Raw genomic sequence first — 22,254 nt, forward strand, 5'->3', positions numbered from 1 at the left:
GCTTCAGAGAATGTACTCAGAAGCACAAAAAAGTCATAGTCATGGTCTCCGACAATTTATAAAGGGCAGGGGAAGTTGGTATGAAAGTTGCGAACAGAGTAAGGGAAATATTATAAAAGACGGGAGAGGAACGACAATGGAACGATGGAGAAATGTGGAGAAGAAACCAGCGCCTGTGTTTATCCCAGCCTATGGGCCGCTAAGCGGACTGAGAGTTTTATTGAACGGGAGTGTGGCCGCGGCTCCCTTTGCAGCCACTATGCTCAGTGATTTCGGCGCCGAAGTGATTCAGATTGAACTGCCGCGTTTGGGAGATGCCCTGCGCACCCAGCGTCCGGGGATTACTGATGGGGATAAGGATGTAAGCTGCACCTGGGCCCAAAATGCCCGTAACCGCTTGAGCTTTACCCTTAACACCAATATGAAAATTCCTGAATCCAAGGAAATCTTCCTGTCCTTGATTAAAAACTCAGATGTTTGGATTGAAAACCTGGTCTGGCTTGACAAATTAGGTATCAGTGATGAGATGTTGATGGAAGTCAATCCCAAATTAATCATAGCCCACATCAGCGGCTATGGCCGGCCGCAGTTTGGCGGACTTCCGGAAGTATGCAATCAAGGGGGCTATGATCCTGTTGCCCAGGCGGAATCCGGTTATTTATTGTTAAATGGCTATCCCGACCGTCCTCCCGTCTGGGCCACCCAGTTTATGACCGATTACACAACGGGTCTTTATACCGCTCTCGGAATTATGATGGCGCTGCACCACGTAGGGAGAACCGGGAAAGGGCAAAGTATTGACATTAGTATGGTGGAAGCTATCATGCGCCAAATGGACGATTGCTTCTCGGCGTGGCTGAACAGCGGTCAGCTGAAAAACCGTTTTGGCTGTAAACTGCCGGTCTTTCAGCCTGCGGAACTCTTTACCTGCAAAGACAGGCGCTGGATTAATATCGGAGCTTTTGGACCAATCGTCTATGACCGGGCACTGCGGGCTTTCGGTTTGGACCCTGAGGAATTTCCCTATCTTGAATGCGGAGCCTCCCCCCAGGCGGTAGCCAGCCCCAAAGGCGTGGAGCTGTCCCGCCGGACCGCGGCTTTTGCAGCCCAGCACACGGCGGATGAACTTAAGCAAATAATGGTAAAAGCCAAAGTTCCGGCCGGAATTGTAAAATCTGTCGATGAGGTCTGTAATGATCCCCATTGGATTCAGAGAAATACCTTTATTCAGGTTAAAGACGAAACGTTGGCAAGAGACATAAAGATTATGGGCGTAAAGCCGATTTTAAGTGAGACCCCCGGTGCTGTTTGGCGGGGAGCTCCACGCCTCGGGCAGGACACCGAAATGATTTTGCGGGATCTCCTGGGCTATAGCGCAGGTGAAATTGAGCAGTTAAAAGGCCGGAATTTAATTGATTAATGGTGAGAGCTGAATGAATATAAAGGAGTCTTCTGCTATTCAGATTCACGGCGGCTACGATTATATCAAAGAATACGAGGTTGAATCTCTGGAGAGAGATGAAAAATTTCAGCGATTTGGGAAGGTACATACTATATTCAGGCGCTGGATTTGTTTGGAAGGAAATTCACCATGGCTAAAGGGCAAGTCAATAAGAATTGGCTGGCCGACATCAGTACATTCATTGAAAGCAACAAAGGCTCGGTGAGCTTCGGAGAGGAATTTGCTGCGGCGAATACTATGCACAATTACCATTGCCAAAGAAATAAAAAATCGCCGGATCCCTTTGTATACGTGGGATTCGGCGATTTTAAAGTTTTTCCTATAATGGGCTTGGAGTAGACGGCGATCCCCCTCCGCTTCTCTCAGGGGATTTTCTTGAATTTGCCTCAAGGCATAGCAAAGTTGTTAGAGGATTGAAAGGCAGGGAGAGATGGATTGAGGGCTTGCTGTAAAATACTGCGTTGAATTTTAGGAAATATCCTCCTAGAATGATTATAGCTGAATAAACGGTGGAGGCCTGAAAAGTGCCTTGTATTAATTATTAGAGTCCTAAGTATGGTTATTGTGGGAATGTATCTATTCCTAAAGTAAGGATTTCATCTCTTTCAATAATCGGCATTTTTAAAACTGGAGTCAACAGGGTCATGATTGGAGTGATGTTTAATGATAGTTTCAGTGTCCCGGCGCACGGATATCCCATGTTACTATACAGAATGGCTGATAAACCGCTTGAAAGAGGGATTTGTAATTACCAGAAACCCGATGAACAAGGCACAGATTTCCCGCCTGCCCCTTAATCCTGAGCTGGTAGACTGCCTTGTATTCTGGACAAAGGATGCTGAAAATATCCTCAGGTCTCTCAAACTCATTGATGAGATGGGATTCAAATACTATTTTCAGCATACGCTGACACCTTACGACCGCACACTGGAACAAAACCTGCAGGATAAGCTAAGGATTGAGGACACCTTTATTGAGCTTTCCCAACTAATTGGCAAAGAGCGTGTGATGTGGCGATATGACCCGATTGTGCTCAACGACAGGTTAACCATTGATTATCATAAAGTACAATTTGAACGGCTTTGCCAAAAACTTGCACCTTTTACCGAAAGTGTGACTATCAGCTTTGTACAAACCTATCGAAAACTAAAAACCCCGCTGATCCGTGCAATTACCTGTGAAGAGAAAGCTGAGCTTGCCGGCTTTATTGGGGAAACCGCCAAGGCCTGGGGACTAACTCCAAAGGCTTGTTGTGAAAAAACCGACCTGACACCCTATGGAATTCAAAAGGCCAGCTGTATTGATAAAGCTGTGCTGGAAAGAGTTTGCGGCTGCAGTTTGGATATTTCGCCTGATAAAAACCAGCGTCAGGGCTGTGGTTGTATAGAAAGCATTGATATTGGGGTCTATAACACCTGCCCCAACGGTTGTGTTTACTGTTACGCTAATGACAGTCAGTCTATCGCCCTGGAGCGTTATAACTCCCGCCAGCCAGACAGTGACATCCTTTGCGGCTCAATAGCCGAGGAGGAAAAAATCACGGACAGAAAGTGTAAATCAAATAAGCAGCAGCAGCTTAGCCTGTTTTAGTATTAAAAATTTATTCTTTTTCCTTCTGCAGATACTCTAAAATCTCCGCAGCATTGGTGTCGGGCTTGACCTTGGGCATGGCTTTTTCAATTACGCCCTCTTCATCAATAATGTAGGTAGAGCGAACAACACCCATGCTCACCTTGCCGTAGTTCTTTTTTTCCTGCCAGACATCATACGCCTGAATGGCTTGGAGCTCCGGGTCGGAAAGGAGAATAAAGGGCAGATTGTATTTTTCCGCGAACTTCTGGTGGGAAGCGGTGCTGTCCTTGCTGACACCGATTACCACTACGTTTTGGCTCTTGAAGGCCTCGTAGGCACCGGCGAAGGCACAGGCCTGCCGTGTGCAGCCAGGCGTATTGTCCTTGGGATAAAAATAGAGTACCACCTTTTTACCTCGAAAATCTGATAGAGAGACGTTGTTGCCGTCCTTATCGGACAGAGTAAAATCAGGGGCTTTGCTACCAGCTTGCAGCATCTTTGTTTCCTCCTTCTTTAATAAACACAAAATTATTGTCAGATGAAAGATCTTTGCGGTATGTATACCCTAAACGGTCAAAGTCTATAAGGCTATCGGGATCTGCTATGGAATTTTCGGCCAGCCAGCGGACCATCTCACCCCGGGCCATCTTGCACATAGTACCCTTTTCAATAATCTTGCCTTCTTTCCATTCTCCGAAAAAACAGGTGAGAAAACGCACTGACTTGGGTAAATGAAGGGAAACGGCTTTGCTGTATTCTTTGGAAGCCAGGTTTATGATAACATCTGTTTCGGCTGAGAGGAGCTGCGCCAGCTTGCTGCCCCAGAAAGCATAGAGGTCTTTACACCCGGCGGCTGAGAGTTTGGCCTGCATTTCCAAACGGTAGGGGGTCACCCCGTCGAAGGGACGCAGGACTCCATAGAACCCCGACAGAATGCACAGGTGTTCATTGATGTAGGCAAACTGACTGTCTTCAAAGACGCTGGGAGCCATGTATTGATACTGAATGCCCTCGTAGGCCAGCAGAGCCGGGGTCAGATTGCTGCGCAAATCCATCTCCTGGACACGCTGGTAATTAAGGGCGGCGATAGAATCGTTGCAGCGCCACAAGGATTTCAGCTCGGCATAGTCCATACTCCGCAGGGCCTGCAGCAAGGTTTCTGCTTCAGCCGTAAAACGGGGCACGGTCTCATAGGGCAGGCTATCGTTGTCGGTTTTCATTTTCTTGGCAGGGGAGATGATGATTCTCACGAGGTCACCGTCCTTTTTGCTTCCCTCACTACTTTAGCATGATTGAAGGTCTGCGTACAGTGAGGGAATGGCGGTGATTGCTAACGGCACCCAGGAAGTACTTATTAAACGCTGAGCCGTGAAACAGGGCCGTGAAGGTATTTGCGAAGACATTTTCGGGCGCTAACCAAATTGCTAATGGCTCTTTTACGAAAAAGAGTAATCCTGATTGAAATAAGGTTTCCGAATATTGAAGTTGTACAGTGCCAATGAAATTTTTAGAAATTATTACAGATACCAAATCTCAAGCAGGAATTCTGAATGGTATAGTAGAATTCTGCTGTAAAATACTAGTTAATATTGTAAAGCAAAACTATGAAAGTTTGCAGAAGACCATGGAGGTTTGGCTTGGCAGAGCCTGCTTTGTGGTCTTCTTATTTTTCGTTCACTTTCACAAATGCAGAGAGGGATGGATTAAAATGGACATAGTAAATATTAAGGAATTGTGGAAGCCGAATCTCCGCAATCTGAAAGTGGGGATAAAGTGGTGGAACAGCAAGGCAGAGAGATTTTCCGAGAAGGAACTGCCCACAACGGAAAACAGTATCGCTATGCGGATAATCCAGCAGGAGAATATGGTTGGCAAAGGAAGCAGAACGCTGGACGTAGGCTGTGGCGGAGGAAGATTCTCTTTCGTTCTTGAGGCTATGGGCGCGGAAGCGACAGCAACGGATTTCGTATTTCTTCCACCCATGAGCTTTCAAACGGTGACAGCGAAAAGATTAGAGAGTATCTCGAAAGCGTTGCGGATGACGGGATTGTACATGAGGTCACTAACACCACCCTTGTGGCTATGTATTGGCATGTGAACTGAAAAACCTAGAAAATTTAATTATTTTTTCCAGATAAGGCAGGAATTTGTATGTTTGTGTAGAATTGGATTATAGAATTTCATTTAAAGCAGAACTACGAAGGTACTGCAAAGACCATGGAGGTTTGACTCAAAAGAGTCAGCTTTGTGGTCTTTTTTGTTTGTTGGAGGGAGGGCAGAATTAAACAGAGATTTGAAAGCATCCGATTGTGAAGAGGGGGTAAAACGTGGAAACTGAGAGCGTCATAGAAAAGATAGGAGCATATTGGGATGAAAGATCATCGGTTTTTGATAAGGAACACGATACCGAAGACCTCAATGCCTGGAGCTGCTCTTTAGAAAAGCTTCTGGGACCTGATAAAAGTAAAAGCGTTTTAGACCTGGGTACCGGAACAGGTTTTCTGGCCAACTTAACTGCCCGGCTGGGCTATCCCAGCCTAGGCATTGATATCTCCCAGGAAATGATGAGTTATGCCCTTCGCCATGCCAAAACCGTAGGTTCAAATGCCGTATATATGAAAGGAAGCGTCCTGGATCTCCCCTTTATGGACAATACCGCTGATTATATCATTAATGCCCGGCTGATCTGGACCATTGTTGAGCCGGATATCTCCATCCAAGAATGGTTTCGCGTAGTTAAACCGGGGGGGAAGATTTTTTGCTTTAACAGAATGAAGGAAGGGGTGGGTCTGACCTCAAAAAAAGAAAGCATTTACGAAAATGAAGAAGTAGACAAACACTTGTTGGTTAAAACCGCCCGTATGGATGAGCTGATGGACTTGTTGACCAGAAACGGATTTGTGGATGTGCAGATTGAAAAGCTTCCCGGCTTAACCCGTCCTGGCTATGATTACGAGCCCTGGTTTGTACTCATGGGAACCAAGCCGGTATTCCCGAGACAGATTGAAGAGGACGGTATGGCGGCATTTTGGGACAAAAGCACCGGGGACTATGAAGAAACTCACGAGGTGGCCGACAAAGAGACCTGGCAGGAGGTCTTGAGAGAGCTGATTGGTCATAGTCAAGGGCTCAAAATCCTGGATGTAGGTACGGGAACCGGAATTTTGGCAAACATACTGGGCAGTATGGGCTATCAGGATGTCCTGGGAGTGGACTTGTCTGAGGGCATGATGCGCATCGCTATGGAACACGCCAAAGAGCAGGATAATAAGGTCCGGTATAAATATGCCAACGCTCTGGACTTGCCCTTTGCCGGCCAATCCTTTGATGTGGTCATAAGCTCGCGGCTTTTATGGACCCTCACCGAGCCGGCGGCCGCCCTTCAGGAGTGGCGGCGTGTCTTGAAAAACGGAGGCCGGCTTATTGCCATCAATGAGCTGGAGCCGGGGACCGGCATCCGCTGTGAAAATATCGAGGATTACCGCCAAAACATTAACGCCCGGGCACTTCCCTGGGGCAATGGGGATAATGAAGAAATCTTAGGGATGTTTAAAGCCTGCGGCTGGAATCAGGTTGAAATCAAGCATCTGCCGGGCTGTCATTTGCTCAACAGCCAGCGGGAAAACTGGTATGCCTTCACCGGCAGAAAATAGGTCAAGGCTTTAATGATAAGAGTATGGGGAGTAAATTTTAAGATCTTAAGGAGGAAAGGGAATGAGAAATAAGAGAATTTTGATAGCCATCGCCCTGATTTTAAGTCTTTCCCTGCTCACCGGCGGCTGCACAAGCAATACAAAACCTGCTTCTAAAGTGAGTGAAACCGATAAGGGAGAAAAGGTTCTCAGAATTGCTTTTCCGGATACCCTGACAACCCTGGATGTGGTTAACGGCTCGGCTGCGACCATGCTTTTAGAAGTTGCCGGAGTTGTGCAAACCCTTGTTGCAGTGGACTCCAATTTCGCACTCCGCCCCTCCCTGGCTGCGGAATGGAAGCGAACCGGGGGTACCACCTGGGTTTTCAAGCTGCGGGATGACGTGACTTTTCATGACGGGACAAAAATGAATGCCGAGGCCGTCAAGTGGTGTCTCGAGAGAAGTTTGGCGCAGAATCCTTCCTTTGCCCAGACAATCAACCTTAAATCCGTGTCCGTTATTGATGATTATACCGTGGAATTAGAAACAGCAGTAAAAACCGGTGAGCTGCCGGAGGCTTTAACCAATGTGGCCACGGCCATTGTCGCCAAGTCTTCCCTGAATGAACAGGGGGAATTCACGAAAGCCGTAGGAACAGGGTATTTCCGGCAGGACAGCTTTGATGTGTCCTCAGGACGATTTGAATGTGTTCCTTATGATGGCTACTGGGGAGGGCCTGTCTCTTCCGGGATCACCCGGCGGGTGGTCCTGAGCATGCCGGATTCCTCGACGAGATCCCTGGCGGCTCAAAATGGCGAGGTGGATATTGCTTCCGATGTACCTTTCAGCGACCTGCAAAAACTTGCCGGTGCCGAAGGGGTGAAGGTTGAAAAATTCTTTACCGCCAGAACTTATTTTTTCAGCTATAACCTTAACAAGCCCTACTTGCAGGACGAGAATGTCAGGAAAGCCCTCATCTACGCTATCAATAAAAAGGAACTGGTGGATGATGTCCTCCTGGGCGTTGGTACGGTACCCAAGGGAATTTTCATCGATAGCATGCCCTGGGCCAATACCAATGTGGACACCTATGAATATGATCCTGCTAAAGCGAAGACTTTACTGGCGGCCGCGGGCTACAAGGACTCCAACGGAGACGGTTATCTGGATAAAGACGGGAAAAAGCTGGCCCTGCGGATTATTACCGGCTCCAGACGGCCGGGTAATTCCCTGATCGTCCAAGCAGTGCAGGGCTACTATAAAAATATTGGCGTGGAGGCTGGGGTGGCCGTGATCGACGGCAATGCTTCCAATGAAGCCATTAAAAACAATGAGTACGATTTGAATTTAAGCTCGGCAGCCACGGGCTATGTTCCATCAGCTTCCTATTATCTGAGTACCTATTATTATTCCCGGAACACCAATGGCCAGCGTATAAACTACAGCAATCCCGAACTGGACAGGCTGATTGACGAATGCAGGGCCGCCAGCGATCCTGCCGAGAAATACGCCTCAAGCAAGCAGGCTCAGGCCATTGCCCAAAATGATGCGGCAGTTTATACCGTGGCTAATTACGGAGCGGTTTTTGTCCTTTCCAGTAAAATTAAAAATTTCTCCTACAGTGCCGCCGTCCATGATTTTGTGGTACCTTACGCAACGGATTTGGAGTAATGCCTGCAGATGAAGGAATTAGGAGACAACCATGATACGATATATCCTTAAGCGGCTGGCAACCGTCCTCTTAGTCCTTTGGCTGGTGGCGACAACGGTCTATTTCACCATGCACGTTACTCCGGGGGATACGGCCAATGCCATTATTGTTGAAGTCTACGGTGAGGAAGCGGTTTCTGAAGAAACCCTGGCCAAGGTGAGACACAGCTTTGGTTTAAACAGAACGGTATCCGCTCAGTATGGGGAATGGCTGAAAAATGTTTTCCAGGGTGAGCTGGGGACTTCTTATAAATACAATCTGCCTGTCAGTTATATGCTGAAAGTAAGATTGCCCAACACTTTGCTCTTAGGTTTTACCGCCTTCCTGATTTCAGTGCTTGTGGCAATCCCCCTGGGCATCGTCAGCGCCCTCTGTCACAACCGCTGGCTGGATCATCTCAGCCGCTTGTTTACCCTGCTCCTCTCGTCTTTTCCTTCCTTTTGGATAGCCCTGCTATTGATTATTGCCTTTTCCATCCATTTGAAGCTTCTGCCGGTGAGCGGAATGTCCGGCCCTGAAAGTATTGTTCTGCCGGCCCTTACTTTGTCCATGGGCATGACGGCAGCCACAACCCGGATGATGCGCTCCAGCATGCTGGATGTTATAGGCCAGGATTATATAGCGGTGGCCCGGGGGAAAGGTCTTAAACCAGGGGAAATTATTAACCGCCATGTCCTCAGAAATGCCTTTCCTCCTATTATAACCGTCATGGGGCTGCAGATCGGCCATATCCTGGGGGGTGCCGTAGTTATCGAAAATATCTTTTCCTGGCCGGGAATCGGCGGACTGTTTATTGATTCCATTAATGCCAAGGACCTGCCCATGATGGAAGGATGCGTATTGATATTGGCTTTAGGCTACGCTCTGATCAACTTAACGGTGGATATGATTTATGTGGGTATCGATCCCAGAATTAAATACTCCGGAGGAGACAACCAATCATGAAGAGGGGATATTTCAAGCTGCCTGAGGGTTTAAACCGTAAAAATGCTATCCTAATCACTGGCGCCTGCCTTTCCGGATTGATTGTTCTTATCGCTCTCTTTGCTCCTCTCATCGAGCCCTTTGATCCTACAGAGATGGTCCTGGCCGATAAGTTTATTCCGCCTTGCTCCGAGCATATTTTCGGCACGGACAATATGGGACGGGATATTTTCAGCAGGGTTATTGAAGGTTCGAGAATTTCCCTGAGCATAGCTTTATTAGTGGTGGTCATCAGTGCAGGACTGGGGATTATCATAGGTTTAACCTCAGGCTATCTCGGCGGTAAAATCGATATGCTCTTTATGAGAATTGTTGATGTTTTATTAGCCTTCCCAACGATTATTTTTGCCCTGGCTGTTTCAGCGATCCTGGGTACCGGGCAGGTTAATCTGATTATCGCCATCAGTTGCATCCAGTGGACCAGATATGCTCGGGTGGCCCGGGGGGAAGCCCTGATTTTTAAGCATTCCGACCATATCGATGCGGCCAGGGCTATCGGCAATAACAGCCTGAAAATTATCCTAAAGTATTTTTTTCCTCAAGTCATTTCCAAAATCGTGATTTTAATGTCTCTGGATATTGGCGGCATCATTTTATACTGCTCGTCCCTAAGCTTTTTAGGGATGGGTGCTCAGCCGCCTTCGCCGGACTGGGGGGCGATGATCAGTGACGGCAAAGAAAATATGAGGTATGCTCCCTGGCTGGCCTTGTTTCCCGGTCTGGCCATCGCGGTTTCGGCTTTGACCTTTAACATGCTGGGGGACGGGATCAGAGATTTTCTCGATCCCAGGCTGAGGGAGTCGGCTAAAACGGAATAGGAGACGTTGAATAAGATGGGCGTTCTTTTGCAGATCAGGGATTTAAACCTGGACTTTATGGTTGACAAAAAAAGAATACATGTTTTAAACCATGTTTCTCTGGAACTGTACGAAAGGGAAGTCCTGGCAGTGATCGGCGAAACCGGCTGCGGCAAATCCGTAACGGGAAATGCCATCCTGCGCCTGCTGCCGGATAACGCGATGGTCAGCGGCAATATTCTTTACAAGGGTGCCGACATCAGCAGTATGAGCGATCAGGAATTCCGCCTTTTGCGGGGCAAAGAAATCGCCGCCATACCCCAAAGCCCCGGCACATCCCTCAATCCCTTAATGAGGGTGGGGCTGCAAGTTGGTGAGTGTGTTAGGGAGAACGACCGGAAAAAGGGCCGGGACTCTAAAGAGATCCTTATGAAAGTAGACGGGATTTTCTCCAGGCTCAGACTGCCAGGAGGGGCAGGCTTCCGAAAGAATTTTCCCTGTGAATTAAGCGTCGGGATGTGCCAGCGGGTGCTTATTTCTATGGGGATTATCCCCAACCCTAACCTGCTCATTGTAGACGAGCCAACGAAAGCTCTGGACTGGACCCTGCGCAAGGAAGCGGTTGAACTCATGGCTGAGTTAAGAGAGGAAGCCAAGTGCGCTATGATGTTCATAACCCACGATTTGGGGGCGGCCAAATATCTGGCGGACAGGATAGCCGTCATGTATTGCGGTGAGGTGGTGGAAATTGGCCCTGCTGCCCAGGTGATCAATACCCCCCGCCATCCCTACACCCAAGGCTTGATCGCTTCCATGCCTGCCAGAGGGTTTAAAGTTATGAAGGGGTTTATGCCATCATTTCAGGAATTGCACTCCGGCTGCCGGTTCAGCAATCGCTGTGAATGGCTGACCGGCCAATGCCGGGAAACGGAGCCCCCGATGGCCGAAACGGCCCGGGGGCATGCCGTAAAGTGTTTTCATTGGAACAGGGTTGCAGGGAGAGCGGGGGCCAAAGAATGCTGTTAGAAGTGAAAGGCATCAGCAAAAACTATCATGCCGGCTTTTGGGGCCAAAGAATGGTTAAAGCGGTGTCTGACGTAAGCTTTACCATTAATAAGGGCGAGATATTTGGTTTGATAGGGGAGAGCGGCTGCGGAAAATCCACTCTGACCAGGATTATCCTGGGACTCCTTAAACCCACCCGGGGGAGTGTATTTTACCGGGACCGTGACTTGACCAAACTGAAGAAAGGTGATTGGCAGCGATTAAGAAGGGAAATTCAGGTGGTTTTTCAGCATCCCCAGTCCATGTTTAATCCGCGCAGGAAGATTTATTTTTCCTGTGCGGAGCCTATCAGACTCTTTAAAATGGCTGAAAACAAGGGAGAGGAAGAAAGGATGGTAGCTGAGCTGATGGAAAGAGTCGGCCTCTCCGAGGATCAGCTGAAAAAATATCCTCACGAATTAAGCGGCGGGCAAGCCCAGCGTTTGTCCATCATCCGTGCTCTGTCTTTAAACCCCAGACTGCTTATCTGTGATGAGCCTACCTCCATGCTGGATGTATCGGTGCAGGCTCAAATCCTGAATCTCTTAACCATGAACAAGGATCATGATCTGGCCATGCTCTATATCTCTCATGATCTGGAGGTTATCAGGGCTATCTGTCAGCGGGTGGCAGTTATGCGGCAGGGTGAAATTGTGGAGATGGGAACTGTCCAAGAGGTGTTTGAAAGTCCCCGGCATGACTATACTAAGCATTTGTTGGCTTCCAATCTGGAGGTGTAAAGAAGGGTGGAGTGAAAAAAACTTGAACAAAAAAGTAACTGTTATTAAAAAGATAACAAGAAAAATACTAGGCTTTATATTAGCCATATTTATTCTCTCTGTCGGGGTTTTTTATATTGCCCGTTTGGCACCCGGGGATCCGCTGCAATCTTATTACGGCGATGCCGTTGAATCCATGACCACAGCGGAGCTGGATGCTGCACGCGTACGCTTAGGTCTAGATGGTCCAATTTATCTGCAATATATCAAATGGATCGGCAACGCTCTGCAGGGTGATTTTGGCTTATCACTGAAATATAAGACACCGGCTATGGAAGTTGTTTCCCCGCTCATTGGCAACACTTTGCTCCTTGGAGGCACAGCCTACATACTCGTTTTTGCCTTGGCTACTCTGCTGGCTTTGTTTTGTGGGATGAATGAAGATACGTTAGTGGATCGAATCATCTGCAAAGTGGGGACAGCAGCCTATTACATCCCTCCCTTTTGGCTGGGCGTTGTCCTGGTTTTGATTTTCAGTATTAATCTCCGGTGGCTGCCCAGCAGTGGTGCCTATGATATCGGCAAATCCGGGGATATCTTAAATCAGATCCAGCATATGATTTTACCCCTGGTGGTTATGATCCTCAGTCACCTGTGGTATTACGCCTATATGATCCGCAATAAGCTTTTGGATGAAATCCGCAAGGATTATGTCTTATTAGCCAAGTCCAAGGGCTGCAATAAAGCTGAAATTGTCTTCAAGCATTGTTTCCGCAATGTAGCACCCACCGTTGTCAGCATCATGGCTATTTCCATTCCTCATGTTTTGAGCGGAACCTATATTGCAGAGTCTGTTTTCAATTATCCGGGAATAGGGGCTCTTGCCGTGGTCAGCGCTAAATATCACGATTACAATTTACTGATGCTGGTGGTGCTGATTACAGGGCTGCTGGTGATTTCATCCAGTATGATTGCTCAGTCGGTCAATGAAGTCATAGATCCAAGAATGAGATTGAGGGAGGGGCAGGCATGCCGGATGACAGAAAGCAGTTTGTCGTAGTGGGTGCTGATTACAGGCCGCACTTGCCGGAGAGGAAGGCTCCGTCCCTTAGGGATAAATTAAAAGGAAAGCCGCTGCTATCCATGGGTATTCTCAGCATTATCGTCTTGGGGTGTATTTTTGCCGAGCAGGTGTATAACCATGATCCGACAGGTTTTTATCTGCAAAATCTTAATGAAGCACCCAATGGGAACTTTTATTTCGGGACAGACTCCCTGGGACGGGATATCTTTTCCATGATCTGGTATGGCGGACGAGCTTCCATCCTTATTGGTCTGCTGAGCACGGCGATTATTACTGTGATCGGCGTAATTTACGGATGTATCAGCGGCAGCGCTGATTCGCGGGTTGACGCTGTCATGATGCGGGTTCCTGAACTTATTAATAGTATCCCGATAATTTTGCTGGTTCTATTGCTTACTTCAGTTATGGGAAAACAAAATATCCTGAAAATATCCTTTGTCATCGGCGTAACCGGCTGGTGTGCTTTGGCCAGAATTGTGCGCAGCGAAGTGAGACAGATCCGCAGCAGCGAATATGTGCTGGCCGCCCATTGTATGGGGGGGAGTTTCCTGCATATCATGGCCAGGCATTTAATTCCCAATTTTGTCTCGACAATTATGTTTGTGGTGGTATCCAGTATAAGCTTAAGCATGTCCATGGAGTCGACGCTGAGCTTTCTCGGACTTGGGCTGCCCGTGGACGTTATTTCCTGGGGCAGTATGCTTTCTTTGGCCAACAAAGCGCTCTTGTCCAATACTTGGTGGGTGATCATCATCCCAGGCTTGTTTTTAATCATCACCTTAGTGTGTATCACTAATATTGCTTATTTCTTTAGAAGAGAAACCAACAAACTGGAAAGCATTCTATAAAGGCATGAGCCTATAGAATAATAAAATTTGAGGGGGATTAAATTGAATTACAAGGAAAGAATCAAGACACTGATGACCGTCGTTTTATGCTTATTAGTTATCTTAAGTTTCACAGGGTGCGGCTCAAGCCCCTCCAGTACTTCCGGCGACCCGGCAAAGAACGCCTCGGATTTGTCCAATACTCTGGTCTATGCCGGTGAAAATACAGATACCATCAACCCGGTTATCACAGGGCAAAGCGAGTTGGTGAGTATTATATTTTCCGGCTTGATGAAGTACGATGTTTCCGGCCATCCCGTTGTAGACTTAGTCAAAAGTTATACTTATGATGAAAACTCACTTACCTATACCTTCAATCTGAGACAGGGAGTATTGTGGCAGGATGGTCAGCCTTTTACAGCCGAAGATGTCGTATACACTTATCAAGAGCTGACATCGGACAAAACCTTGGCTTCAAGTATTCTTGATGATTACAAAGATATCACTAATGTAAAAGCGACGGATGAGAATACCGTGGAAATCACTCTTTCTCAATATGACGCTGCCATGCTTAATTATTTTACCATTGGCATCCTTCCGAAGCACCTGCTTGAGGGGCAGGACCTGACCACATCACCTTTCAACCAGAATCCTGTGGGGACCGGCCGCTACAAGTTTGTTCAGTGGGATAAGGCCGGCGGAACTGTGACCCTGGTGAGAAATGAAAAATACTATGATAAGATCCCAAACATTGAAAAAATTGTCTACAAAACCGTGGCGGTGGAAAGCACCAAAGCCCTGATGCTGCAATCCGGCGAAGCAGACCTGGCCTGGCTCAATGCTAAATATGCCAAGGATTTCCGAGGTAAAGAGGGCTTCACAAATTATGATTTTAAAACAGCTGACTACCGGGCAATGTCAATGGACTTCAGATCAGCGTTCTGGACACAAAACAAGGATTCCATCGGCGTACTCAACTATGCCATTGATAAAGAAGCTGTCGTCAACAGCGTGCTCACTGGTCAGGGCTGCACTGCCTACAGTACTATGCAGCTGAATGCCTTTGGCGGCAATAAGGATGCGGACATTTACCCCTATGATCTGAGTAAGTTTGCTGCAGAGATGGCTAAGCTCGGTTGGACTAAGGGCAGGGACGGTATTTATGAGCGCAATGGACAGAAGTTTCACTTTAAAATTCAGGTTCGCGACTACGAAGAAGAGCGGGTAGATATTGCCAATGTTGTTTACAAACAATTGAAGGATGCCGGCGTAGAGATGGAAATTGTGCTGGTTACAAAGTTCGACTGGAATTCCGGGTATGACGGTTTCTTAGCCGGATATGCCGTAGAGTTTGACCCGGATGCAGCCTATAAACAATTTATTACCAACGGCAGCTCCAACACAATGAAATACTCCAATCCGGCAGTGGACAATATCCTGACCCAGGCAAGACATGCCCAGGATGCTAAGGAAAGAAAGCGCTTGTATGGTGAATTTGAAGTCGCCTTTGCCAAGGAACCGGCTTCCGTCTTAATCGCCTATCTTGACGGCAATTATGTCGGCATCAGCGGTCTTGAAGGTCCGGACACTAAAAGAGTTCTCGGGCATCATGCCGTGGGCGTGATGTGGAATATTGAAGATTGGAAACTCACTAAGAAATAATTGAAAGTAAGTCAGTATCAAACTGCAGCAGTAGTTGTCAGATGTGCCAGGCATTTGCAGCTTGGCACATCTGACCTGATATAGAGGAGGAACTGTTCATGGCTGAACCTGTTTTGGAACTTAACAACTTATCTGTTAGCTTCGATACACCAAATGGTGAAGTTGAAGCTGTCAGAGACGTCAGCTTAACACTCATGAAAGGAGAAATCCTAGCGTTAGTGGGAGAATCAGGCTGCGGAAAAACGGTAATGAGTCAAGGGGTGATGAAGCTGCTTCCCAAAACTGCCAGGATAAAACAGGGGCGAATAATAGTTGACGGCGAGGATATCACGGATTATAAAGAAAAACAAATGCGCCGGCTGCGGGGCAGCGTTATGTCTATGGTATTTCAGGATCCTATGACAACCTTAAACCCCACGATTCCCATCGGGAAGCAAATAACTGAATCTATCTTTAAGCATACCCGGTCTAGCAGGGAGCAGGCCAAACAACGGGGGCTGGAAATGCTGAATTTGGTGGGCATAGAAAATCCTGACCAGATGTTTGGGCTGCAGCCCCATTTTTTTTCAGGAGGCATGCGCCAGCGCTGCGTCCTGGCTATCGCTCTGGCCTCCAATCCCAAGGTGTTGTTTGCAGATGAAGCGACGACTGCTCTGGACGTAACGGTTCAAGCTAAAATAATTGATCTGCTTTTGGATATCCGGGATAAGAGCGGTCTTTCCATCGTCTTCATTTCCCATGATTTGGGAGCTGTGGCCCGCATTGCCGATCGTGTGGCGGTTATGTATGCCGGAAAAATTGTGGAAATAGGTACGGCTGAGGAAATTTATTATGATCCCCGGCATCCTTATGTTTGGGGTTTGATGTCGGCGCTGCCGTCTCTGACTAAAGAGGGAGAGAATCTTAGCGGGATTTCCGGCATGCCGCCTGTGATGTTGAATCCTCCCCCGGGTGACGCCTTTGCTGTGCGCAACGAATTTGCCCTGACCATTGATTATGAAGAAATGCCGCCTATGTTTCAGATTTCTCCTACTCACAGCGCGGCGACCTGGCTGCTTGATGAAAGAGCGCCAAAAATTGCCCCTCCAATGGCACTGCAAAGAAGGAAGATCGTATGAACCCTGATGAAATATTACGTGTTAATCACTTGAAACAGCATTTTCATATTCATAAAGGCCTAACGATTAAGGCTGTCGATGGGGTAACTTTTCAGGTTAAGAAGGGCGAAGTTTTTGGCCTGGTAGGTGAAAGCGGTTCAGGAAAGTCCACGGTGGCTAGAACTATTATGGGAATCTACCCAGCCACAAGCGGTGATGTTTATTTTAAGGGCCAGAGGATATCGGAAAAAGAGATCTCTAGGCAGATTAAAAAGGATTTACATTTAAACATGCAAATTATTTTTCAGGATTCAGCGGCTGCTCTGAATCCGAGAATGACCGTCGAGGAGATCATTACCGAGCCGCTGAAAGTGAACCGTATTGTGAAGAACAAAAATGAACTTCGCGCTAAATTAGAGTCTTTGCTCCGGGAAGTGGGTTTGGATAACAGCTATAAAACCAAGCGTCCCGCTGAGATTTCCGGGGGGCAGCGTCAACGGGTGGCCATTGCCAGGTGCTTAAGCACCAGTCCGGATTTAATTATTGCCGATGAGCCTGTGGCCTCCCTGGATGTTTCAATTCAGGCACAGATTATTAACTTATTCCAGCGATTGCAGCGCGAGCATGGGTTTTCCTTTCTCTTAATCGCCCATGACCTCTCCATCATTAAGTTTATCTGTGACAAGGTGGCGGTAATGCTTCAGGGCAGGCTTATGGAACTGGCGCCGGCTCAAGAGTTATTTAATAATCCCCTTCATCCCTATACCCGGTCTCTTTTATCCGCTGTTCCTGTGCCTGATCCTGTTTTCGAAAGAAATAAAAAGATTATAGACTATGATGTGCAAAACGTAAAAACAAAAGTGAAAATGGTTGAAGCAGCACCTGGTCATTATGTTTGGCAATGATTAGAGCTATATTCTCTCCGCATTTCTTGCTTTATTACTCATAGGGATTTTAGGATTTATTTTTCAACGAATTGTTAGTAATAAGGCTGAAATAAGTTATAAACATCACCATGAAGGTCTGCCCAAGTTAATGGGCATATCTATGGTTTATTTTTAAAACTTTATAAAATTTTTAATCTGAAAGGAGGCATGAATATTGAAACATCAAGAGAAGGGAGGGGAGTTTGAGTTTGAAAAACACAAACAAGCCTTACTGAAAGAGCGAGGAGAAACTACATGCCTATCCCCAATACGACTGCGGTCGAATTGGGGATAGGCATTTTAGGTGACGTTGATTACGTTATGATAAACGTTATGATAAACGTTAAATGAAAAGGTAAATTCTCGATTCTGCCAAAGCATTGAAAATGCAAGGCTAAGGTCAACTCATTTTGCTTTACAGGAGTAGAAAATAGGCTGTATAATGCCACTAAAGAGATCTTTTCTCTGTTTTTCCCATGAGAAACAGACATCTGAAACAGTGTGCAAAACTAAATTCCACATGTCGTTGTCGTGCAGGACTAAATTCGGCAGTGGATTCCCCCGCGAGATGAGTGTTATTTCAAGAGCGATTGTTTTAGAGTGACCTCATCCGGAGGAATTTGAACCAGTTTCAGAAGATCATGCAACTTAGGATTTAAAAGCAAAAGAGACAGCCTGAACGGAGTGCAGCCGTTCAGGCTGTCTCTTGCTTCACTGTTGATGTGGTTCATTAACAGAGTAGCATCGTTCTGGTCGTAAGCATCCAGACTCTGCCCCTTGGGAATGACATAGCGCAGGTATTCATGGTTCTTCTCAAGCATTCCTTTCTGCCAGGAACTGTTTGGATTACAGTAAAAGATCCGGGTCCGGCTTGCCCCGTGACGATTGCATTCCAATCGTTGAGGGTTCTGAAATTCAGTTCGTTATCGGTAAGGATGAGCGGGAAAAGGTCCTGGAAGGTTGGGACCCCCAGCTTTTCCGAAAGCGTATCAAAGACTTCAGTAACGCATTCCTGAGTTTTTTCGGCGAGAACAAAGATCAGCATCAGGGAACAGTTTCGGAAAAACAGGGTTAAAAAGGCCTGCTTACTATTCCCGCGCCCGCCTTCCACGGTGTCCATCTCCACCACTGAAGAGGAAGGGGCCTTTTTCATCAGAGCACAGAAATCATCATAAGTGCGATTGATTCGGAATTCCCTGGCCGCGAGGCTCACTCGGGTTCCTTGCTTGCGTTCCTTGCATTTGTAACGGACTCGTCGTCTCAAATCGATATTCCTGGCGGTAAAGACCCCTTGATCGATGTAATTGTAAAGCGTTCTGCGGCAGCAGGGGATTTCATGGCCGTGATGGGCATAAATGTGGGCTAGAGATTGCCCCTGTTTTAACAAAGGAGAAATGAGGTCATCGAGCAGGGCGATGTCAGCCGGAGACTGGTTAATCCCGTTGCGGCAGGAAACTAAAAGATCCTGGGATGCCTCATCGGCCCGCTGGGCAGAATAGAGGGCATGCTGAAGCGAACAGCGTTTAAACTTAGGGCACCCATTACAGACATAAGGAGCCTTCTGAATTTTAGGGCAGACGGTGGCTGTATAATCGGGGCAGATTTCCTGACAGTCCGCTTCACGGGAGGGATCATAACAGGTTTTGCAGAGTTTGACACAATCTTTTTTGTCACAGAGAAAGCGGATCTGACAGTTCTTTTTAAGAAGGCAGGGAAGCTTTTTTGAAGGAGTTTCCCGATCGGGAAAGTAGCGGTATTTCCTGATTTCCTTAGCCACTGTACTGGGGTGCTTGGCAATTCTTCTGGCAATAGAAGCCAAGGATTCCCCATCCAGTAATCCCTTTTCGATCTTAATACGTTGGGTCGTTGTTAAGTGTTTACCATCATAATTCGTGTTAGCCATAATGACCTCCTCGGGTGAGGAGGAATCCACTGCCTATCCATTGTATCAAAAACTAGTGCAAGACTAACATCATGAAACACGAATTAACTACTGCCATCACGAATTTACCTTTTCATTTAACGAACGTTATGATAAAAAGTGCTTGACCTGGTGTTAACTCCAAGTGTTAAGATATAATACAAAGCTAACCTCAGTTAGCTAAATAGCATAATGTTAGTCCTTGTTATTGTGCTTAGAAAATATATGGAATGACAAAACTGTATAAGTGTAAGAAGCTTTAATAAGAGAGGAGAAAACATAAAATGGCAAAAAAATTAGGCTTTGGATGTATGAGGCTGCCGCTTCTGGATAAAGATGACCAGACATCCTTTGATACGAAAACCATAAATAACTTGGTGGATACCTTTTTGCAGAAAGGATTTACTTATTTTGACACTGCTTATGTCTACCATAGCTATATGAGTGAGGAGGCAGTGAGAGCAGCTCTTGTCCAAAGACATAGCAGAGAGGAGTTTGAACTGGCCACAAAACTTCCTATGAGAGATATAAAAACTGTGGAAGATCAGGAAAAGGTCTTTAATGAACAGCTTGAAAAATGCGGCGTGGAGTATTTTGATTATTACCTCCTTCACAATATTGGGGTTATTTCCTATAAGAAGGCCTGTGAACTTGACAGTTTCAGTTTTGGAATTCAAAAGAAGCAAGAAGGCAAAATCAAGCATCTGGGTATGTCATTCCATGATACCCCGGAATTACTGGATGAGATTTTAACAGCTCATCCGGAACTGGATTTTGTGCAGCTGCAGATTAACTATATTGATTGGGAAAATCCAAGCATTCAGTCAAGAAGGTGCTATGAGATAGCCCGAAAGCATCACAAACCCATCATTGTCATGGAACCATGTAAAGGCGGCTCTCTGGCTTTAGTTCCGGAAAAAGCCGAAAAGTTAATGAAAGACTATAATCCGGAAGCATCCATACCATCCTGGGCCATCCGCTTTGCAGCCAGTCAGGAAGGAGTCATCATGGTGCTGAGCGGCATGAATAGCATGGAACAGGTGCTGGATAATACCTCTTATATGGCAGACTTAAAACCTCTCAATGAAGAAGAGTACAAGATTATCAATCAGGTCAGTGAAATTATCAATGAAAACACGGCCATCCCTTGTACTACCTGCAGATATTGCGAAAAAGGCTGTCCCCAAAACATTGCCATAGCAGATTACTTTGCCTTGTATAACAGCAGCAAACGTGCTACCAGCAATAACTTTTCCAGTCAGTTTGTCTATTATCTAAACCTTGTGGCCAACCATGGCAAGGCCAGTGACTGCATCGACTGTAAACAGTGTGAAGAAGCATGTCCTCAGCATTTGCAGATAACGGAACACTTAAAAGATGTTTCAGCAACCTTTGATGTGACGCCACAGTTTCCTAGCAGAAAATAATAATAGCAGCAAGAATGAGGGAACCTTTTGCTGGCCTTGAACTGAATTGGATAGAAATAACTAATACTTAAAATATCAAGTTCCAATTTCACTTCTTAAATCTCAGGTATTAAGATAAAGGAAAAGAAGAAGCTCGGTAAAGGTAAGGGATAAAGAAGGAGGAGTTGGAATGGACGCGTATTTAAAAGAGGAGATCCAACGTATCAAGGATTCGGTTAGAGTTACAAAAAATGATGCCAGTCAGATTTCCATAGATTATCAAGCACCGGTGATCCAGGAGGATACTCCATCTTGGAGTGCTATTATGGATTGTGCCTACCGGCAGATGCATTCGTTTTCAATGTTTAAAGCAATCTATTATACCTTTTTTAAGAAAAAGGAGATTGTTAATCCAACTCCTTGCAGGGCATTCGCTGATTGGATGAATGAAATCGATCATGCTGTCGGAGTAAAATAAGTTTAGAATTCGACTTCGCCTTTCATATATAGTAAAGGCGAAGTCTTTCAACTTTCAAACATTTGAGGTGGGCAATGCACATAGAAACAGCTCCAGCATGTCATCGAACTTGACAACAAAAAATCCATATCTGAAGCGGCTACGAAAGGGTTAATTACTAAAAGCCGGTGACCTTACATTTTAAGCTTGGCCACCGGCTTTTAATTTATTGATTTCCTACAGCTTTATTTAAATCATTAATCAAACTTGGAACATCAATTCCATGAGCTAGAGCACCTTGCTCTATGTTCTCAAAACGAGCGGCCATGCAGCCAAAACAATGCATACCGTATTTCTGAAATACTTCGACAGTTTCAGGATGGTTTGAAACGACTTCTGTAATGTTTTCATTTCCAGTAATCATAAGATCATCTCTTTTCTTTAGTTTAATTCAATACCGAATGGTTGTAACAGTTTACCCTTAGTGTAACCATTAACCTTTGATAACAGTCAAAAGCATTTTAAAACGTTTTCGAGCTTCTAATCCGTGAGGTATACCGGAAGGCATAATAACTGTCTCACCGGCTTTGACAATGATCAGATCATTGCCAATCGTAATTTCTGCCTCTCCATCTAAAACTTGAACAATTGCGTCTCCTGATGTGGTATGGGTGCTGATGCCCTCGCCTTCATCAAGGGAAAACAAGGTTACATTTGCGGCGGGAATCTGAGCAAGAGTCTTGCTAACGACCTGTCCGGGTTGGTAACTTATTAATTCTTCTAGCTTTAGTGCTTTAGAAAACTCAATGTTTTTTACTATATTCACCAATTTAATTTCCTCCTTTAAGTTCCTCGATTTATATTTAGTTTAGTATTACATGAAAAATTTATCTGTGATTGAAATCACCTTAATTAATTAATTAATTAATAATCCCTGAACAGGAAATTCAAT

Annotated in this window: 21 protein-coding genes and 1 pseudogene; 17 read left to right on the forward strand and 5 right to left on the reverse strand. The window is 46.1% G+C overall.

The window, feature by feature from the left end:
- Window positions 1-136 precede the first annotated feature (136 nt).
- The 3 genes from DESOR_RS13945 (at window position 137) to DESOR_RS13955 (ending at window position 3,052) form a co-directional block, all read left to right on the forward strand.
- Window positions 137-1,420 carry a CaiB/BaiF CoA transferase family protein gene (locus DESOR_RS13945; RefSeq protein ID WP_014185230.1) on the forward strand — a complete coding sequence of 428 codons (1,284 nt, stop codon included), beginning with the start codon at window positions 137-139 and terminating at the stop codon, window positions 1,418-1,420.
- A 171-nt stretch (window positions 1,421-1,591) separates the two neighbouring features.
- Window positions 1,592-1,801, forward strand: a complete 210-nt coding sequence (locus tag DESOR_RS29895; protein ID WP_014185231.1) for a hypothetical protein — start codon at window positions 1,592-1,594, stop codon at window positions 1,799-1,801.
- Between the two features lie 324 nt (window positions 1,802-2,125).
- Complete coding sequence (locus DESOR_RS13955; protein WP_014185232.1) at window positions 2,126-3,052, forward strand: DUF1848 domain-containing protein; 927 nt, start codon at window positions 2,126-2,128, stop codon at window positions 3,050-3,052.
- A gap of 10 nt (window positions 3,053-3,062) precedes the next feature.
- Here DESOR_RS13955 and bcp read toward each other — a convergent pair whose 3' ends face one another.
- Both bcp and yaaA read right to left on the reverse strand, forming a co-directional pair.
- Window positions 3,063-3,530 (reverse strand): thioredoxin-dependent thiol peroxidase, encoded by a 468-nt coding sequence (gene bcp, locus DESOR_RS13960; protein WP_014185233.1) that lies wholly within the window; start codon window positions 3,528-3,530, stop codon window positions 3,063-3,065.
- Window positions 3,514-4,284, reverse strand: coding sequence for a peroxide stress protein YaaA (gene yaaA / locus DESOR_RS13965; RefSeq protein WP_014185234.1), 771 nt, complete (start codon window positions 4,282-4,284; stop codon window positions 3,514-3,516). The genes bcp and yaaA overlap by 17 nt, the downstream gene beginning before the upstream one ends.
- 248 nt (window positions 4,285-4,532) lie before the next feature.
- On the opposite strand from yaaA, the gene DESOR_RS28100 reads away from it, so the two are divergent.
- From DESOR_RS28100 to DESOR_RS14025, 12 genes are all read left to right on the forward strand, one after another.
- Window positions 4,533-5,132, forward strand: a complete 600-nt coding sequence (locus tag DESOR_RS28100) for a hypothetical protein (RefSeq protein WP_014185235.1) — start codon at window positions 4,533-4,535, stop codon at window positions 5,130-5,132.
- Between the two features lie 229 nt (window positions 5,133-5,361).
- Window positions 5,362-6,687 carry a class I SAM-dependent methyltransferase gene (locus DESOR_RS13975; RefSeq protein WP_014185236.1) on the forward strand — a complete coding sequence of 442 codons (1,326 nt, stop codon included), beginning with the start codon at window positions 5,362-5,364 and terminating at the stop codon, window positions 6,685-6,687.
- Window positions 6,688-6,748: 61 nt separating this feature from the next.
- Window positions 6,749-8,338: an ABC transporter substrate-binding protein gene (locus tag DESOR_RS13980; RefSeq protein WP_014185237.1), complete on the forward strand. Its 1,590-nt coding sequence runs from the start codon at window positions 6,749-6,751 to the stop codon at window positions 8,336-8,338.
- A gap of 31 nt (window positions 8,339-8,369) precedes the next feature.
- Window positions 8,370-9,323, forward strand: coding sequence for an ABC transporter permease (locus DESOR_RS13985; protein WP_014185238.1), 954 nt, complete (start codon window positions 8,370-8,372; stop codon window positions 9,321-9,323).
- Window positions 9,320-10,180: a nickel transporter permease gene (gene nikC / locus DESOR_RS13990; protein WP_014185239.1), complete on the forward strand. Its 861-nt coding sequence runs from the start codon at window positions 9,320-9,322 to the stop codon at window positions 10,178-10,180. Before DESOR_RS13985 ends, nikC begins: the two co-directional genes overlap by 4 nt.
- A 15-nt stretch (window positions 10,181-10,195) precedes the next feature.
- Window positions 10,196-11,185 carry an ABC transporter ATP-binding protein gene (locus tag DESOR_RS13995; RefSeq protein ID WP_014185240.1) on the forward strand — a complete coding sequence of 330 codons (990 nt, stop codon included), beginning with the start codon at window positions 10,196-10,198 and terminating at the stop codon, window positions 11,183-11,185.
- Window positions 11,176-11,943: an ABC transporter ATP-binding protein gene (locus DESOR_RS14000; protein WP_014185241.1), complete on the forward strand. Its 768-nt coding sequence runs from the start codon at window positions 11,176-11,178 to the stop codon at window positions 11,941-11,943. The genes DESOR_RS13995 and DESOR_RS14000 overlap by 10 nt, the downstream gene beginning before the upstream one ends.
- A 22-nt stretch (window positions 11,944-11,965) precedes the next feature.
- On the forward strand, window positions 11,966-12,982 hold the full coding sequence (locus DESOR_RS14005; RefSeq protein ID WP_014185242.1) for an ABC transporter permease: 1,017 nt from the start codon (window positions 11,966-11,968) through the stop codon (window positions 12,980-12,982).
- The gene (locus DESOR_RS14010; RefSeq protein WP_014185243.1) at window positions 12,952-13,854 is read left to right on the forward strand and encodes an ABC transporter permease; all 903 of its coding nucleotides are present in this window, start codon (window positions 12,952-12,954) and stop codon (window positions 13,852-13,854) included. The genes DESOR_RS14005 and DESOR_RS14010 overlap by 31 nt, the downstream gene beginning before the upstream one ends.
- A 42-nt stretch (window positions 13,855-13,896) precedes the next feature.
- Window positions 13,897-15,495, forward strand: a complete 1,599-nt coding sequence (locus tag DESOR_RS14015) for an ABC transporter substrate-binding protein (RefSeq protein ID WP_014185244.1) — start codon at window positions 13,897-13,899, stop codon at window positions 15,493-15,495.
- A gap of 98 nt (window positions 15,496-15,593) precedes the next feature.
- A complete protein-coding gene (locus tag DESOR_RS14020) occupies window positions 15,594-16,613 on the forward strand; it encodes an ABC transporter ATP-binding protein (RefSeq protein ID WP_014185245.1) in 1,020 nt (339 codons plus the stop codon).
- Entirely contained in the window at window positions 16,610-17,497 is an 888-nt protein-coding gene (locus DESOR_RS14025; protein WP_014185246.1) for an ATP-binding cassette domain-containing protein, read from the forward strand. The genes DESOR_RS14020 and DESOR_RS14025 overlap by 4 nt, the downstream gene beginning before the upstream one ends.
- Window positions 17,498-18,093: 596 nt before the next feature.
- Here the strand turns inward: DESOR_RS14025 and DESOR_RS14030 are convergent.
- Window positions 18,094-19,421, reverse strand: a pseudogene (locus DESOR_RS14030) (IS30 family transposase).
- A 302-nt stretch (window positions 19,422-19,723) separates the two neighbouring features.
- Here DESOR_RS14030 and DESOR_RS14035 point away from each other — a divergent pair.
- Together DESOR_RS14035 and DESOR_RS14040 are read left to right on the forward strand one after the other, a co-directional pair.
- Window positions 19,724-20,866 (forward strand): aldo/keto reductase, encoded by a 1,143-nt coding sequence (locus tag DESOR_RS14035; protein ID WP_014185249.1) that lies wholly within the window; start codon window positions 19,724-19,726, stop codon window positions 20,864-20,866.
- A gap of 169 nt (window positions 20,867-21,035) precedes the next feature.
- A complete protein-coding gene (locus DESOR_RS14040) occupies window positions 21,036-21,323 on the forward strand; it encodes a hypothetical protein (protein ID WP_014185250.1) in 288 nt (95 codons plus the stop codon).
- Between the two features lie 205 nt (window positions 21,324-21,528).
- Here the strand turns inward: DESOR_RS14040 and DESOR_RS14045 are convergent, their stop codons facing one another.
- Window positions 21,529-21,726, reverse strand: coding sequence for a DUF1858 domain-containing protein (locus tag DESOR_RS14045; RefSeq protein WP_014185251.1), 198 nt, complete (start codon window positions 21,724-21,726; stop codon window positions 21,529-21,531).
- A 69-nt stretch (window positions 21,727-21,795) separates the two neighbouring features.
- Window positions 21,796-22,131 (reverse strand): cupin domain-containing protein, encoded by a 336-nt coding sequence (locus DESOR_RS14050; RefSeq protein ID WP_042331229.1) that lies wholly within the window; start codon window positions 22,129-22,131, stop codon window positions 21,796-21,798.
- Window positions 22,132-22,254 lie beyond the last annotated feature (123 nt).

Origin of the sequence: Desulfosporosinus orientis DSM 765, assembly GCF_000235605.1 — a bacterium.
In the GTDB taxonomy this organism is placed as follows: domain Bacteria; phylum Bacillota; class Desulfitobacteriia; order Desulfitobacteriales; family Desulfitobacteriaceae; genus Desulfosporosinus; species Desulfosporosinus orientis.

Bases quoted from the DNA above. Each gene is read 5' to 3' on its own strand.
- DESOR_RS13945 (WP_014185230.1), top strand. From the start codon at position 137: ATGGAACGATGGAGAAATGTGGAGAAGAAACCAGCGCCTGTGTTTATC.
- DESOR_RS29895 (WP_014185231.1), top strand. From the start codon at position 1,592: ATGGCTAAAGGGCAAGTCAATAAGAATTGGCTGGCCGACATCAGTACA.
- DESOR_RS13955 (WP_014185232.1), top strand. From the start codon at position 2,126: ATGATAGTTTCAGTGTCCCGGCGCACGGATATCCCATGTTACTATACA.
- bcp (WP_014185233.1), bottom strand. From the start codon at position 3,530: ATGCTGCAAGCTGGTAGCAAAGCCCCTGATTTTACTCTGTCCGATAAG.
- DESOR_RS28100 (WP_014185235.1), top strand. From the start codon at position 4,533: ATGAAATTTTTAGAAATTATTACAGATACCAAATCTCAAGCAGGAATT.
- DESOR_RS13980 (WP_014185237.1), top strand. From the start codon at position 6,749: ATGAGAAATAAGAGAATTTTGATAGCCATCGCCCTGATTTTAAGTCTT.
- DESOR_RS13985 (WP_014185238.1), top strand. From the start codon at position 8,370: ATGATACGATATATCCTTAAGCGGCTGGCAACCGTCCTCTTAGTCCTT.
- nikC (WP_014185239.1), top strand. From the start codon at position 9,320: ATGAAGAGGGGATATTTCAAGCTGCCTGAGGGTTTAAACCGTAAAAAT.
- DESOR_RS13995 (WP_014185240.1), top strand. From the start codon at position 10,196: ATGGGCGTTCTTTTGCAGATCAGGGATTTAAACCTGGACTTTATGGTT.
- DESOR_RS14000 (WP_014185241.1), top strand. From the start codon at position 11,176: ATGCTGTTAGAAGTGAAAGGCATCAGCAAAAACTATCATGCCGGCTTT.
- DESOR_RS14010 (WP_014185243.1), top strand. From the start codon at position 12,952: ATGCCGGATGACAGAAAGCAGTTTGTCGTAGTGGGTGCTGATTACAGG.
- DESOR_RS14020 (WP_014185245.1), top strand. From the start codon at position 15,594: ATGGCTGAACCTGTTTTGGAACTTAACAACTTATCTGTTAGCTTCGAT.
- DESOR_RS14025 (WP_014185246.1), top strand. From the start codon at position 16,610: ATGAACCCTGATGAAATATTACGTGTTAATCACTTGAAACAGCATTTT.
- DESOR_RS14035 (WP_014185249.1), top strand. From the start codon at position 19,724: ATGGCAAAAAAATTAGGCTTTGGATGTATGAGGCTGCCGCTTCTGGAT.
- DESOR_RS14040 (WP_014185250.1), top strand. From the start codon at position 21,036: ATGGACGCGTATTTAAAAGAGGAGATCCAACGTATCAAGGATTCGGTT.
- DESOR_RS14045 (WP_014185251.1), bottom strand. From the start codon at position 21,726: ATGATTACTGGAAATGAAAACATTACAGAAGTCGTTTCAAACCATCCT.